This window comes from Shewanella sp. SM21 (genome assembly GCF_025654335.1).
GTDB lineage: Bacteria > Pseudomonadota > Gammaproteobacteria > Enterobacterales > Shewanellaceae > Shewanella > Shewanella oncorhynchi.
On the sequence record NZ_JAKKRL010000017.1, the window covers coordinates 24,585 to 39,949 of the forward strand.

Consider the following 15,365-nt stretch of genomic DNA (forward strand, 5'->3'; position numbering starts at 1 on the left):
CTGCAAACCAAATGCAAAATCACGCCTGCACTATCATACTCAGCATTCACCCTCACGAAGCACCCAACCCGCCACCATTTCATGTCACCAATTTGACAACATCGAAAGACACGCCAGCTAAACTGAGATTGTCAAAAAGTTGTTATAACCTAACATGTCGATAAGTTAGACTTTTATACAAAAACAACACTTTATTAGTACTTTATACTTAATTTTTGTTTCCTTTTACCTAACTTTGTACTAACTTTTACCAAGGCGAGATGGCCGTTTGGTCAACCTCACCTAAGGTCAGCACTGGGATTCTTTTTAAAATTGCCTAGTTCACGTTTTTTGAGAGGCATATTTTTGAAAACGTTAGCCTAAGGTGCGGTTGCCGAAACAATTTATTCAAACAAGCGCTAACCCAGCATTAACTTAGTGCTAATTTAGCAAAGCTAGCTTGGATAAATCAGCATGAGTCATTACACATGGGTCATTCAAGATCATCGGTGTACTGTTAATGTTACATAGATCATATAAATGATTTTATTGACATAAATGAGTAATAAAGTTTGATGAGATAAAACAATTTATAGAGTAAAACAGCGGTTAGGTTAAACACTCTATTCAACCACAGTAAGTCACTAAATAGTTAGCTGGAGAGAAAAATGAAGGCCATGAATTTAAACAAAGCATTAAATAAAAAAGCTCAGGGTTTTACTCTGATCGAACTGATGATCGTTGTCGCCATTATCGGTATTTTAGCCGCGATCGCACTTCCTGCGTATAAGGATTATGTGAATAAAGGTAAAGTTAACTCATGCTTATCAGAAGCTGCTTCATTCGAAAAAGCATATGCTGCTGCAGTTATTGGTGAAATCACCCCTTTACCAGTGTACTCTGCATCAGCTTGTGCTAGCGGCCCGGTTGCTGCAGCTGCTGACACAACAAGAGTTTATGTACCGAAATCAGATCCTGTCAAAAATATTACATGTACTATGGCAACTGCTTCATGTGTAGCTGCTAGCTAATTTCTTTTTATAAAGAACACCTTGTTAGCAAGGTGTTCTTTTTTAGAAAAATGCTATAGGTTGTAGATAGTCAGAGCCAGTCTTAAAAAGTATTTTTCTTAGAAAATTTGTAGTATCACACATCTGTCAACATCAAACATATTTACAACTTAATAGCTAATCAATCCATTCACCCACATTCTAGGAAATAAGGCAGGGAGCAACTCTTCATTCTTGTAAGTGTTCAATAACACAAACGCCATAACACTCACGACTAAAAACAATAACATCCTGACTACGACACTTGCTTTATAGCCACGACATGTACCATATTGCACTTGCATGGCGACCACAAAAACCAGCATCAACTGTGCCAATGGCATGACAACAACACCGCTAAACAAAGAATAACAAAGCCCAGATAGCAGAGCATAAATAATAGGAATGACCTCGACGTCGTTTGCTAGATATAAATATCGTAATCTCTTATAAATTCGACTCAATACCCAAGCTATGCAAACGATACTGCAGATAACACCGTACTCATAAAGTAATTGCATCACTGAATTATGTGGATGAGCATGTGGTAATGGTTTACCTTCAGCCCAAGTAAAGCTCATCGGCCCAAAACCCAACCACAAACGTTCTGGAATAGATTTAAGAACATACAGCCATAAATCTAACCTTCCAGAACTCCCCGTTCTAATCTGAAAACTTGAACTGTCCATCAGCCAGTACGGAATTATGATGATAAATACTAGCCACAGGCAGATACCAAATAACATGGTTTGCAACATGGTCGAAATAAATTGTTTGCGGGTATTTGCATCTACAAAAAAAAACAGCACGACTGACGCTAAAATGAGCGAGAGCATAGCTCCCCGGGCTTCAGTCTGTAACAACACAGCCCAATGTAGTGCAACAAAAACTATGGAGACTCGTTTGAACTTAGCTAAACTTTGAACAAAAAAAGGCAAAAAAAGCAGAGGTGTCACCATTACTTGCAGTTGGTTAAAAAAGCGGACATTCACATAACCCGTAAGTAAGCCATGAATATCGAAGCTTTGTGCATCCGCATAAGAAAAGAATAAAAATAAAATATATTTAGCAAACGTCAATACAGAAAAGAATAAAACTCCCGCATAAACGGCAAAATACAAGATGCTGCGCTTCATCGAATTAATACTCAAAGCAAACAAGTAAAATGCTATTATGAGTATTCCGATATTAGTTATTTCAACCATTCCCCAAAAGGGATGTTTACTGAAAAAAGCAGATACAATAGCCAATACAAAAAAAATCGTTAAAGACACCTTGGTCAACCTTGAAAGCCTTATGAACTCAACATCCTTAACAAAACATAACCCCAACGAAGCAAGCCAAATAAAGCCAATAACAAGAAAACGCTTTAGATCATACTCACTGTCGATACCAACAAGATAAGAAAAATTAAAATAAAATACAGTCCCAAGCAGGAAAATACATGCAAATGTAATTAATAGTCCCCAAGAATAAGCTCCCAATTGCATATACAGACTTCCTCAAATAATTAATGGCTATAACGTTATAATTTACTAATTATCATACAAATTTATGTTAAGTCACCTCCATAACGTTCACCTAAGACTATAAAAGTTTGCAACTTCTTCTTTTTATTAAAACTTTAAAAATCCAAAATTTTTAATGTTTTTCTGCTAAAAATAAAATTTGATTTCATACGGTACATCTCGGAAGTTCCTTGCTATACGTATGCTCCTAGACTTACGATGACCGCAACGTTCAAAACCAACAACAAGCAATTGAAAATAAAGTAAATAATGCTTTCAATCTCACGACATCAATGAACTTCCGCACACATAAATTTGTTTGTTCCAAGGATAACTTTTTCATTAGACTAAATATGACAAAATGCTATAAAGACGTTATTATTTCAACACTTGTTTACAACTGGAGTCTCTATGCCATCTACAGGCCTGCATTTAGGGTTATCGACCCTCTTTATCCGTAAAGGTCTGCTAAATGAAGAGCAGATGGCGAATGCCATCACAAAATCCCGTCAGAATAAGCAAGCGTTAGTAAGCACTTTAGTTCAAAGTAAACTGGTTTCAGCACGTGCCATTGCTGAGATGTGCTATGAGGAATATGGCACGCCACTACTCGATCTCAATGAATTTGATCTTGCCTCGATTCCTGAGGACTTCCTCAATAAAAAACTCATTGAAAAACACCGCTGCTTACCCCTGTTTAAACGTGGTAATCGCCTCTATATAGGCACATCCGACCCGACCAATATTGCCGCCCTCGAAGATTTCCAATTTAGTGCAGGCCTGCACGCCGAAGCGATTCTGGTTGAAGAAGATAAATTGGCTAAAGCGCTAGAAAAAATCCTCGAAGAAGACATCAGCGGCCTAGATTTAGGCGGCATGGATGAAGCGGCACTGGCGAGCATTGAAATTACCGACACTGACAGACGTAATGAAGAGTCCGCAGGCGAGGCCAGCGATGATGCACCTATTGTTATCTATATCAATAAAATTCTAACCGATGCCATTCGTAAAGGAGCCTCGGATTTACACTTTGAACCCTATGAAAAGCGCTACCGCATTCGTTTTCGCATCGACGGTATCCTCCACGAAGTCTCTGAACCGCCTATAAGCCTTGCGGGTCGTTTATCAGCGCGCCTAAAAGTAATGTCAAAACTTGATATCGCCGAACGCCGCGTGCCACAAGACGGCCGAATCAAGATGAAACTTTCCCGCACTAAGTCCATCGACTTTCGGGTCAGCACTCTACCGACCTTATGGGGCGAAAAAATTGTAATGCGGATCTTGGATTCTTCCTCCGCACAATTGGGCATTGAAAAGCTCGGCTACGAACCCGACCAAGAAAAACTTTACCTTGAGATGTTAGCAAAACCCCAAGGGATGATTTTAGTGACCGGCCCAACAGGCTCAGGTAAAACAGTCTCCCTCTATACAGGATTAAATATTCTCAATACCGAAGAGCGCAATATTTCTACCGCCGAAGATCCGGTAGAAATAAACCTTGAGGGTGTAAACCAAGTTCACATAAACTTAAAAGCCGGTCTCACTTTCGCCTCTGCTTTACGCTCATTCCTGCGCCAAGACCCAGATGTGGTGATGGTGGGCGAAATTCGCGATCTTGAAACCGCCGAAATTGCCATTAAAGCAGCACAAACGGGTCACTTAGTGTTATCGACCCTACACACTAACTCGGCAGCCGAAACCTTGACCCGTTTAATCAATATGGGCGTGCCAGGTTATAACATCGCCAGCTCAGTTAACCTGATTATTGCCCAGCGTTTAGCACGTCGACTTTGCCCCGAATGTAAGCAAGCTGAAATCATCCCTGAGCATGAACTATTACGTTTAGGTTTTTCTCAAACACAAATTACCCACGGCTTTACTACCTTTAAACCTGTAGGCTGTGAACATTGCTCTGCAGGCTACAAAGGCCGGGTTGGTATTTACGAAGTGATGAAGATGTCCGATGAGATAGCGCGTACTATCATGGAAGGCGGTAACTCCTTACAAATCGCCTCCCAAGCTAAAGCGCAAGGGATGCGGGATTTGCGTCAGTCAGGATTATTGAAAGTAATTCATGGCGTAACTAGTATTGCAGAAGTCAATCGCGTAACCAGTTTTGGCTAAATCCAATCTTTTATATCTAAAATTTAGGCAATACCGTATTACTACTCGTATATTTGAATCTTAGAGTCCAAACTATTTCACAAGCACAGCGTTCAGTTAACTAGAAATCTAGAACGATTTATTTACAGGGATAATTTATGGCTACGGCAACGACAACAAGAAAGTCTCGAACTAAGAAAGCCGAGCAAAAAAGCCAGCCCAAAATCTATACCTTCGAATGGAAAGGCGTTAACCGCGATGGCAAAAAAACGGCAGGAGAGCTTAGAGGTGCTACCGCAGCCGAAATCCGTAGCCAGCTTAAATCACAAGGAGTAAACCCTAAGAGCGTTCGTAAGCAGTCCTCTCCGCTATTTAAGTTAGGTGAAGCCAATATCACCCCTATGGATATAGCCATGATGACCCGTCAAGTCGCGACTATGTTGGCGGCAGGCGTTCCTTTGGTAACGACATTTGAACTACTCGGCCGTGGCCATGAAAAAGCTAAAATGCGGGAATTACTGGGTACTATTTTAACCGAAATTCAATCGGGTATTCCCTTATCCGATGCTATGCGCCCCCATAGGCGTTACTTCGACGAACTATATGTTGACTTAGTCGCCGCGGGTGAGCATTCAGGTTCACTCGATTTGGTTTTCGATCGAGTCGCAACCTACAGAGAAAAAACGGAAGCGCTCAAATCAAAAATTAAGAAGGCCATGTTTTATCCTGCTGCAGTTGTAATTGTCGCTATTTTAGTTACGGTTTTGTTACTTCTTTTTGTGGTGCCACAGTTTGAAGATATTTTTAAAGGCTTTGGTGCAGAACTGCCCGCTTTTACGCAACTGGTACTGCATATTTCCCGCGGCTTACAATCTTCTTGGTATATCTTTTTAGCTGCCATTGTCGGCGGTGTATTTTTATTTGTACGCGCACATCGAAACTCGCAAATTTTACGGGATAGAGTCGATGAAGCCGTGCTTAAAATCCCAGCCATTGGACCGATTTTACACAAAGGTGCCATGGCACGTTTCGCCCGCACCTTAGCCACCACCTTTGCCGCAGGTGTGCCATTAATTGATGGCTTAGAGTCCGCCGCTGGCGCATCGGGTAATGCAGTTTATCGCAAAGCCATATTGAATATTCGCCAAGAGGTCATGGCGGGGATGCAGATGAATGTCGCGATGCAAACCACTGGTCTTTTTCCCGATATGTTAGTGCAGATGGTGATGATAGGCGAAGAATCCGGCTCACTAGATAACATGCTCAATAAAGTATCAACCATCTACGAAATGCAAGTCGATGATGCCGTCGATGGCTTATCAAGTCTGATAGAACCGATTATGATGGTGGTTATCGGTACTGTTGTGGGTGGTTTGATTGTTGCCATGTATTTACCTATCTTCCAGATGGGTAATATTGTTGGCGGCTAGTTATTACGCCTCACTTCCACAAATAATATATAAGAAATTGAATGACTGAATTTATCTCTCTTTTGGGCCACTCTTTTGATCAGAGTCCTTGGCTCTTTATTACGCTAAGCTTTATTTTTGCCGCCACCATAGGCAGTTTTTTAAACGTAGTGATCCACAGATTTCCTGTGATGATGAAACGGGAATGGCAGCAAGAATGTAATCAGTATTTGCAGGAATACCACTCAGAGATAGTCACACAAATCGGTATTGATAAACTCAATAAACCTATAGATAGCTTCCCCGAAAAATATAATCTTGTAGTGCCGTGCTCTGCTTGCCCTAAGTGCAAAACGGCGATTAAACCTTGGCATAATTTACCTGTATTCGGCTGGTTAATGCTCAAGGGAAAATGCGCCGCCTGTCACGCACCAATTTCCGCCCGCTACCCTATTATTGAATTCATCACAGGGCTGCTTATAGCGACTTTAGCGTGGCACTTTGGTCCAAGCTGGCAATTTGTCTTTGCGAGCATACTGACATTTGTACTTGTCGCCCTTACTGGTATCGATCTTGATGAGATGCTGCTGCCTGACCAAATGACGTTACCGTTACTTTGGCTCGGCTTGATCATCAATCTAAATCATACCTTTGCGAGTCCAACCGATGCCATTATCGGTGCGGCAGCTGGCTATTTAAGCTTGTGGTCCATTTTTTGGCTATTTAAAATCCTCACTGACAAGGAAGGCATGGGCTATGGGGACTTTAAACTGCTCGCCGTTTTCGGTGCTTGGCTCGGCTGGCAAATGCTGCCGCTGGTGATTTTACTTTCGTCCTTAGTCGGAGCTGTCGTCGGCATCACTATGATTGTCAGTAAACGCCTCAAGCAAGGAAATCCCATCCCATTTGGGCCTTATATTGCTGCCGCAGGCTGGATAGCCTTGCTATTTGGACAACAGATTGTTGATTGGTATTTAGGCACTCTATAGAGCGGACTTAGTCCTTCTAGGGTGATGCAAAAAACGCAGCGGCTAGAAAATGCAGAACGGGCTTCGCCCTTATAGATTCTCGCAGGACGAAGTCCGCCTTAGCAGCGAAGCGCTCTAGCTCCTAGTAGAGATGCGTCCTTTTTGGCTTTTAAGAGAAAGTTATGTCCAAATTTGTTGTTGGTTTAACGGGTGGGATTGGTAGCGGTAAAACGACTGTTGCCAATTTATTCGCCGCAGAAGGCATTACCTTAGTCGACGCCGATATCGTTGCCCGCGACGTTGTCGCTCAGGGTTCAAAAGGGCTTGAGGCCATCGTTAGCCATTTTGGCATTGAGATGTTAACGCCAGAAGGTGAACTCGATCGCGCCAAACTGCGGCAACGGATATTTAGCCACCCTGAAGAACGTGAATGGTTAAACCAGCTATTGCACCCCATGATCCGCAAAGAAATGTTAGCGCAGGTAGAAAAAGCAACCTCGGCCTATGTAATTATGGTCGTGCCCTTGCTATTTGAGAACGGGTTAGATAGGTTAGTCAATCGGACTTTAGTGGTGGATATTTCGCCTGAGTTACAAATCAGCCGCACCGTGAAAAGGGACAATGTTGATGTATCTCAAGTAAATAACATCATTAACAGCCAATTGAGCCGCAGCGAAAAACTCGCCCGAGCCGACGACATTATTGATAATCAGGGAGAGATATCAACCTTAAAACGAGAGGTGCTAGCATTGCACCAACGCTATTTACAACTATCTGGTACTCATAACGCCCATGACTGAATTAGTTTACGAACAGCCCCTAAACGAGAAAATTCGCAGCTACTTGCGGCTCGAATACCTCGATAAACAGCTGCAAAGTAACCTAAGCAATGACCACCAACATAGATGTTTTTATCCGCTGTTTTCCCTCTGTGAATTGTCCGAACGCTGCGATTATCGCAATGAAGTATTAAAAGATATTGAGCGGCACTTGCTGCAACTGAACAAATGGCAAGAATTAGATCACGTCGACCACCAGCAAATCAATATCTATATCAACGCCCTCACCCAAGCCCGCGAACAGTTACAAAAGCCTGAACGCTTCGGCAGCCAATTAAAACAAGACAAATTTATTTCCGCGCTACGACAACGCTTCGGCATGCCAGGTGCTTGCTGTAACTTCGACCTACCGCAACTGCATTATTGGCTATCTAAACCTTGGGAAGAAAAACAGCACGATTATCGCTCTTGGATAGCGCATTTCGAACCTTTGCTCACCCCCATCACACTATTACTCCAACTCACCCGCAGTACAGCCCATTACGACAATGCCGTTGCCCACGCTGGCTTTTATCAAGGCGACAGTGCCCAAGCACTTGCTTTGGTAAGGGTTAAAGTCGATGCTTCCCACGGGTGTTATCCTACGATTAGCGGCCATAAAAACCGTTTCGCTATCCATTTTGTGCAGTTTGAACAACAACGCCACTCCGACCGTTCAATTGATTTCTTACTGGCTACCTGTGCATGAAGCCTTTACACTAATGGCCTGAAAGACATTAGTATTGGCGGCCGCTTTATCGCCGTTAACCAAGAGAACAATTATGCCATTGACCGTTAACTGCCCTATTTGTAAAGCCCCTGTCGAGTGGGTGCCACAATCTGCATTTAAACCTTTTTGCAGCGAGCGCTGTAAGTTGATCGACCTCGGTGATTGGGCGTCAGAAAAACACGTCATCCCAGTCAAAGCCGAGTTTGATCCAGAAGCATTTGATGAATTTGATCTCGATGAAGGCGATTTTTTTAAAGAGTAATTTTGGGTTTACACACGAATAACTCAGCTCAAGCCTTTAATGCACTTACTTTTACCCACTCATTAATCGATAAATATTATGACTAAACGCATCCATGTTGCCGTCGGCATTATTACTAACTCGGCCGGTGAAATTCTGTTGGCAAAACGCCCAGATCATTTACATCAAGGTGGGAAATGGGAATTTCCTGGTGGTAAGGTTGAGACAGGCGAAACTGTCACTCAGGCATTGATCCGTGAACTCAAAGAGGAAGTCGCGCTCAATGTCACTGATAGTCAGCCATTTATGGCGTTGAGTTTCGACTATCCCGATAAACAAGTGCTACTCGATATCCATTCAGTCACAGAATTTAACGGCACAGCCCAAGGCCTTGAAGGCCAGCTTATCGCTTGGGTCACTAAAACCGACTTAACCAATTACGACTTCCCCGAAGCTAATAAGCCTATTCTTGAAAAAATTCTGGCTCAGTAATCAAGTAATTTACCTTATCCTCTCAATGTGTTCTGTCCCCGAATCACGATTCGGGGATGAAATTTTTCAATGCCTTAACTCCACAAACTAAGCAATTCTGTGATCGTTAAGCTGATAGATATTAGCAATGCGTGATCTTGCTTGCAGCAAATCAATTAATCGCTTTAATCGTATCCAGAATAATGTTTGAATCGAATTTCATTCTTTCTCTTCGATTTCGAGGGCGCATCATGCACAATAACGTTAAGGCATTCCTAGCCACTACTGCCTTATTTTTTAGTTGTCAGGTACTAGCCAATGGTGGCTGTGGATTTGAAGAACAACAGGGTTTAATTGCGACCTGCAGTGAGGAGAAACAAGAAGTGATTTTAACTGGCATAGTAGAAGCACAACATTTAGTCACAGATCTCAATGAGTTTGCTGAAGGGTATAAAACCTATCAAGTCGATACCACTGCAATCACCCCGCTTAAAAGCATCACTGAACCTACAGAAATTGTAGTGATCATTGGTACTTGGTGCCCAGATTGTCACCGGGAAACGCCGCGCTTTATCCGTATTATGGAAGAAGTCACTAATCCCAATATTAAAGTGACCTATATTGGTGTCGACCGAACGAAAAAAGATCCCGAAGGCTTAGCCGCAAAATACGACTTTACCCGCATTCCAACCTTTATTGTACTGCAGCAAGGTAAAGAAGTTGGCCGCATCGTAGAACGCCCAACGGTTTCCTTAGAAAAAGATCTCGCCGATTTATTGAAATAATCGACACAGTACAAAAACTAAAGGCCGCATCGCGGCCTTTAGTTTTTATCATGTTTTAATAAAATATTAGCTGACTTCGTCAATAATCCGCTGAGCTAACATCACTAAAACACCTTCACGTAATGCGCCGCCAGATAAGGCTAAATGCTCGATCCCCAGCAACTCAAACAAAGCCAATAGAATAGCGACACCCGCAGCAAAAGTCGGTGCTCGCTCACTGCAAAGCCCAACAATCCCCATTAAGCTAATATCTTCTTGAGCGAGGATCTCAGCCTTCAACTGAGTAAGCACATCGAGTGTGATAGTTTCAGATAACCCTCGGTGTAGTAACACTTCTACCACGGACTGTACAGCCCCGGAGGCACCAACGACACAATGCCAACCAAGATCACGTAGGGTTTGTCTATGCTCAGCTAATGCGGTTAGCACTTGCTGCTTAGCATCATCGAAATCTAACTGCTGCAGCGGCAAACTGCTGAAAAATTGGCGATTATAAGTCACGCTACCAAAGGGCAAACTGGTTTTGAACAGCACTTGATGCCCATCGCCAATGATAAACTCTGTACTCGCCCCACCGATATCAATAACCAAGCGACGGCCTTGACCACAAGTGGTCGCCACCATACCTTGATAGATGAGCTCTGCTTCACGCATACCAGAGATAATTTCGATCGGATGACCTAAGAGTGGCAATGCACGCTGATTAAACTCATCAGCATTGCTAATACTGCGAAGAGTTGCAGTTGCAATCACAGCAACATGGTTTGCTTCAATCTTATGTTGCACCAACATCTGGGCAAACATACTCAAACAGTCGAGGCCGCGCTGCATGACATCGGGGCTTAATTTGCCATCGTTGCCTATGCCTTCGGCGAGCCTCACCTTGCGTTTATATTTCGCAATAATATGCGGCTGACCACCACGCGTTTTGGCGATCAGCATATTAAAACTATTTGAGCCTAATGTTATAGCGGCATAAGCGGGTGTTGGCATTTACGAATGTCTACGTGTCCTATCATGACGAGGAGGGCGAGCACCACTGCGTTGAGCACCTGGACGGCTTGCCCCTGAACGATCACGCAAGTTTCGAGTGCCGCTAGGGTGTTTACGGTGGATCTTCGCTGGCGTAGGAATATCGGCCAGTAAAGCTTCACTGTCGTAGTTACTTACTGGAATCGAATGATTGATGTAGCTTTCGATTGCAGGCAAGTTCAATGCGTACTCTTCACAGGCAAAGCTTATCGACATGCCTTTGTTACCCGCACGACCCGTACGACCGATTCGGTGAACATAGTCTTCGCAATCATCAGGTAAATCATAGTTATACACGTGTGAAACGTCAGAAATATGTAAACCACGAGCCGCTACATCGGTAGCAACCAATATATCTAGCTGGCCACTGGTAAATTGCTCAAGGATACGAATACGCTTTTTCTGTGGCACATCACCCGTTAATAAACCCACACGATGTCCGTCACCTTCAAGCCAAGACCAAAGTGTTTCGCAACTGTGCTTAGTGTTGGAGAAAACGATGGCTTTTTCTGGCCAATCTTCTTCAATCAAGGTCAACAGCAAACGCATCTTCTCTTCTTGGGAAGGATAGAAGATTTCTTCTTTGATGTTTTTGGAGGTTTTTTCTTCGGGGGCGATTTCGACTTTAACGGGCTCATTCATATGATCATAAGCCAGCTCTTGTACTTTCATGGACAAGGTTGCCGAAAATAACATATTAAGACGTTGATTTGCCTCAGGCATACGTCTAAATAAGAAGCGAATATCTTTAATAAAACCAAGATCAAACATACGATCGGCTTCATCAAGTACCACAGCCTGAATTGAATTCAAGCCAATAATACCTTGGCGAACGTAGTCGATAATTCGACCCGTTGTACCAATCAAGATATCAACACCTTGATCTAATACTTTACGCTGCACATCATAACTTTCACCGCCATAAACAATACCCACCTTTAAGTGTGTGTGCTTAGCGAGTAAAATCGCATCTTTGGCAATCTGAATCGCCAGTTCGCGAGTCGGGGCCATAATGATGGCGCGGGGCTGATTAATCAGTCGACCTTCAGGTATGGGAGTCGATAATAAATGATTAAACGTGGCGACCAAAAAGGCCATTGTCTTACCAGTGCCCGTTTGTGCTTGGCCTGCGATATCTTTTGATTGGAGTAATACAGGCAGTGATAACGCCTGGATCGGCGTACAAAATTCGAAGCCGTTCTCGGCAAGGGCCTGTTTAACCTCAGGATGTAGAGGTAGGTCGGCAAACCTTTGGGTAGATAGATGTGTTTCGCTCATAGCGCAAGCTTACCTGTTGAGGTTGCAATAAGATACTCGATCGTTTGAAATAGCCACATTGTAAAAAGGTAACTTGAAAAGCTATTTTTCAGCCCCAATATACATGGTAAGCCATTAACAAACCAGCAATGGCACCCAAACTGGAGAACATCATGAGCGATAAAATTATATACCTGAGTGACGACAGCTTCGAAAACGACGTATTAAAGTCTGATTTGCCAGTATTGGTAGACTTCTGGGCCGAGTGGTGTGGTCCTTGTAAAATGATCGCTCCAATTTTAGACGATGTGTCTGAAGAATATGCAGGTCGCTTGACTATCGCTAAATTAAACGTTGACCAAAACAATGTTTCTCCAGCGAAATATGGCGTTCGTGGCATCCCAACTTTACTGCTATTCAAGAACGGCGAATTAGCCGCGACTAAAGTTGGCGCACTCTCAAAAACGCAATTGAAAGAGTTTATCGACGCTCAAATCTAATTTGACGTCGTAATGAGTGACCTCCGGCACAAGCTATAAATTAATTGTGCCGGAATTTCCCTAAATTTCTGGACGCCCCGCTTTGTTAGTGCTACTTTAATAACCAGATTCTTTCTAATAACCTCTTCTCGCTCGTCAATCACTATCCTGAATTACATCCTTACTGATTGATCGCGGTAAGCTTTGTCGCGTAACACAAGACCCCCAAAATGAACTTAACTGAATTAAAAGACACGCCGATTTCTGACCTAGTCTCGCTAGCTGAAAATATGAAGCTCGAAAATATGGCCCGCGCTCGCAAGCAGGACATTATTTTCTCAATCCTTAAAGCCCACGCAAAAAGTGGAGAAGACATTTTCGGTGGTGGGGTATTAGAAATACTCCAAGACGGTTTCGGCTTCTTACGCAGCTCAGACGGTTCTTATTTAGCTGGTCCAGATGACATCTATGTCTCACCAAGCCAAATTCGCCGCTTCAACATGCGAACGGGTGATACCATTTTTGGTAAAATTCGCCCACCAAAAGAAGGCGAGCGTTATTTTGCTCTATTGAAAGTCAACGAAGTTAACTTCGATAAACCAGAAAACTCCCGTAATAAAATCCTCTTTGAAAACTTAACCCCACTCCACGCAGAAGAACGTATGCGTATGGAGCGCGGCAACGGCTCAACTGAAGATATTACCGCGCGTATTCTAGATTTATGCTCACCGATTGGTAAAGGTCAACGTGGTTTGATCGTTGCACCACCAAAGGCCGGTAAAACGCTATTACTCCAAGGTATTGCTCAAAGCATCAGCTACAACAACCCAGAAGTGGTGTTGATGGTTCTGCTGATCGACGAACGCCCAGAAGAAGTAACAGAGATGCAGCGCCTCGTTAAAGGCGAAGTTATCGCATCAACCTTCGATGAGCCAGCCAGCCGCCACGTTCAAGTTGCCGAAATGGTGATTGAAAAAGCAAAACGTTTGGTTGAGCACAAGAAAGACGTCGTTATCTTACTCGATTCGATTACTCGTTTAGCCCGTGCTTATAACACTGTTATCCCGTCATCGGGCAAAGTGTTAACTGGTGGTGTAGATGCCAACGCCCTGCACCGTCCAAAACGCTTCTTCGGTGCGGCACGTAACATCGAACACGGCGGCAGCTTGACCATTATCGCCACAGCCTTGGTTGATACGGGTTCTAAGATGGACGAAGTGATCTACGAAGAATTTAAAGGTACAGGTAACCAAGAGCTACATTTGTCACGTAAAGCGGCAGAAAAGCGTGTGTTCCCAGCCATTGACTTCAACCGCAGCGGTACCCGTCGTGAAGAAAAACTCACGACTCAAGAAGAACTGCAAAAAATGTGGATCCTGCGTAAGATCCTCAATCCTATGGATGAAGTCAGCGCAATGGAATTCTTAATCGATAAATTGGCGATGACCAAGACTAACGAAGAGTTCTTTACCGCCATGAAACGCACTAAGTCTTAAATCTCAGTGAGTCTCTAAACTAAAAGCCGCATTATGCGGCTTTTTTGTTATCTAAGATTTTTTCACTGCTAATATTTTACTCAAGTTTTTACTCAAAGCCTGTGTTCGCTGCCGGAGCATTTCCCGCAGTAAGAGCACGACAGGCGTGACATGTTCGCGTCCTGGGCACACTAAGTACAAATCGACGGGCTCCCCTTGATACTCAGGCAACAAACGTACTAATCGCCCTGAGATTAAGTCATCGGCCAGATCTAGACTCGACTTAAATACCAACCCTTTGCCAGCCACAGCCCAACGGCGGGCAATCTCGGCATCATTAGCACTACGATTGCCCGTGACACGCACTTTGAATTCTTGACCATCACGCCTAAATAGCCATTGATCGTGGGTGCGATCATCCAACTTATAAAACAAGCAATTATGCTCAACTAATTGTTCTAATGAATTAAGCACACCAAACTTGGCGAGATATTCAGGTGAGGCGCACAAGACACGATCAACACTACAGATAGGGAAAGCCACTTGGTTAGAATCCTGCGGTTTTCCATAGCGCACGGCGACATCAATTTTATCGTGGTAAAAACTGCTGATATTGTCGCCAAGGTGCAAGCGCACTTGCAGTTGAGGAAAATCGAGCAAAAACTCGTCGAGCCAAGGCACAAACAAATTACGGCCAAAGTCTGAAGAAACCGACAGGCTTAAAGTGCCAGATATTTTACCTTTATCACTGGCGATAGCCTGTTCGCCAAGCGCTAAATCGCTTAGCGCTCGTCGGCAATGAATAAGATAACGTTCACCTTGCACAGTCAAACGTAAGCTGCGTGTCGTGCGGATAAATAAACTAGTATCGAGCTGTTTCTCAAGCCGTTTTATTGCTGCACTGGCAGAAGCAGCCGAGATATCCATCTCGGCTGCTGCGGCAGATATATTGCCGCAATCAGCGACTCGCACGAACAAAGCTAAATCATTAATTAGCATGATTATCAAAAATCCTTTGAAAAAATTACAAACTTTATCCTGTTTATCTCTTGGCTAATATT

At 43.4% G+C, this 15,365-nt stretch carries 15 protein-coding genes; 11 read left to right on the plus strand and 4 right to left on the minus strand.

Annotated features, from left to right (window positions below; genetic code table 11):
• Nucleotides 1-647 precede the first annotated feature (647 nt).
• Complete coding sequence (locus L5L94_RS21845; RefSeq protein WP_317629653.1) at nucleotides 648-1,010, plus strand: prepilin-type N-terminal cleavage/methylation domain-containing protein; 363 nt, start codon at nucleotides 648-650, stop codon at nucleotides 1,008-1,010.
• 149 nt (nucleotides 1,011-1,159) lie between these two features.
• Here the strand turns inward: L5L94_RS21845 and L5L94_RS18920 are convergent, their stop codons facing one another.
• Nucleotides 1,160-2,518: an O-antigen ligase family protein gene (locus L5L94_RS18920; RefSeq protein WP_263164580.1), complete on the minus strand. Its 1,359-nt coding sequence runs from the start codon at nucleotides 2,516-2,518 to the stop codon at nucleotides 1,160-1,162.
• Between the two features lie 429 nt (nucleotides 2,519-2,947).
• On the opposite strand from L5L94_RS18920, the gene pilB reads away from it, so the two are divergent.
• The 8 genes from pilB (at nucleotide 2,948) to L5L94_RS18960 (ending at nucleotide 10,061) form a co-directional block, all read left to right on the plus strand.
• Nucleotides 2,948-4,660 (plus strand): type IV-A pilus assembly ATPase PilB, encoded by a 1,713-nt coding sequence (pilB, locus tag L5L94_RS18925; protein WP_263164581.1) that lies wholly within the window; start codon nucleotides 2,948-2,950, stop codon nucleotides 4,658-4,660.
• A gap of 137 nt (nucleotides 4,661-4,797) precedes the next feature.
• On the plus strand, nucleotides 4,798-6,069 hold the full coding sequence (locus tag L5L94_RS18930; protein ID WP_105250408.1) for a type II secretion system F family protein: 1,272 nt from the start codon (nucleotides 4,798-4,800) through the stop codon (nucleotides 6,067-6,069).
• A gap of 41 nt (nucleotides 6,070-6,110) precedes the next feature.
• On the plus strand, nucleotides 6,111-7,037 hold the full coding sequence (locus L5L94_RS18935; protein ID WP_263164583.1) for a prepilin peptidase: 927 nt from the start codon (nucleotides 6,111-6,113) through the stop codon (nucleotides 7,035-7,037).
• A gap of 161 nt (nucleotides 7,038-7,198) precedes the next feature.
• Nucleotides 7,199-7,816 (plus strand): dephospho-CoA kinase, encoded by a 618-nt coding sequence (gene coaE, locus L5L94_RS18940; protein WP_263164585.1) that lies wholly within the window; start codon nucleotides 7,199-7,201, stop codon nucleotides 7,814-7,816.
• The gene (zapD, locus tag L5L94_RS18945) at nucleotides 7,809-8,543 is read left to right on the plus strand and encodes a cell division protein ZapD (protein WP_263164587.1); all 735 of its coding nucleotides are present in this window, start codon (nucleotides 7,809-7,811) and stop codon (nucleotides 8,541-8,543) included. Before coaE ends, zapD begins: the two co-directional genes overlap by 8 nt.
• Nucleotides 8,544-8,616: 73 nt before the next feature.
• Nucleotides 8,617-8,826, plus strand: coding sequence for a DNA gyrase inhibitor YacG (gene yacG / locus L5L94_RS18950; protein ID WP_006083355.1), 210 nt, complete (start codon nucleotides 8,617-8,619; stop codon nucleotides 8,824-8,826).
• A 78-nt stretch (nucleotides 8,827-8,904) separates the two neighbouring features.
• Nucleotides 8,905-9,297, plus strand: coding sequence for an 8-oxo-dGTP diphosphatase MutT (gene mutT / locus L5L94_RS18955; protein ID WP_131523409.1), 393 nt, complete (start codon nucleotides 8,905-8,907; stop codon nucleotides 9,295-9,297).
• Nucleotides 9,298-9,527: 230 nt separating this feature from the next.
• Entirely contained in the window at nucleotides 9,528-10,061 is a 534-nt protein-coding gene (locus L5L94_RS18960; RefSeq protein WP_263164589.1) for a thioredoxin family protein, read from the plus strand.
• A gap of 66 nt (nucleotides 10,062-10,127) precedes the next feature.
• Here the strand turns inward: L5L94_RS18960 and L5L94_RS18965 are convergent, their stop codons facing one another.
• Together L5L94_RS18965 and rhlB are read right to left on the minus strand one after the other, a co-directional pair.
• The gene (locus tag L5L94_RS18965) at nucleotides 10,128-11,054 is read right to left on the minus strand and encodes an exopolyphosphatase (RefSeq protein ID WP_219255455.1); all 927 of its coding nucleotides are present in this window, start codon (nucleotides 11,052-11,054) and stop codon (nucleotides 10,128-10,130) included.
• Nucleotides 11,055-12,371: an ATP-dependent RNA helicase RhlB gene (gene rhlB, locus L5L94_RS18970; protein WP_063884693.1), complete on the minus strand. Its 1,317-nt coding sequence runs from the start codon at nucleotides 12,369-12,371 to the stop codon at nucleotides 11,055-11,057. It lies immediately after the preceding gene.
• A 152-nt stretch (nucleotides 12,372-12,523) separates the two neighbouring features.
• On the opposite strand from rhlB, the gene trxA reads away from it, so the two are divergent.
• On the plus strand, nucleotides 12,524-12,850 hold the full coding sequence (trxA, locus tag L5L94_RS18975; RefSeq protein WP_105250415.1) for a thioredoxin TrxA: 327 nt from the start codon (nucleotides 12,524-12,526) through the stop codon (nucleotides 12,848-12,850).
• Nucleotides 12,851-13,059: 209 nt separating this feature from the next.
• Nucleotides 13,060-14,325 carry a transcription termination factor Rho gene (gene rho / locus L5L94_RS18980; RefSeq protein WP_011787892.1) on the plus strand — a complete coding sequence of 422 codons (1,266 nt, stop codon included), beginning with the start codon at nucleotides 13,060-13,062 and terminating at the stop codon, nucleotides 14,323-14,325.
• Nucleotides 14,326-14,376: 51 nt separating this feature from the next.
• Here the strand turns inward: rho and L5L94_RS18985 are convergent, their stop codons facing one another.
• A complete protein-coding gene (locus L5L94_RS18985; RefSeq protein WP_219255453.1) occupies nucleotides 14,377-15,303 on the minus strand; it encodes a LysR family transcriptional regulator in 927 nt (308 codons plus the stop codon).
• Between the last annotated feature and the right edge of the window lie 62 nt (nucleotides 15,304-15,365).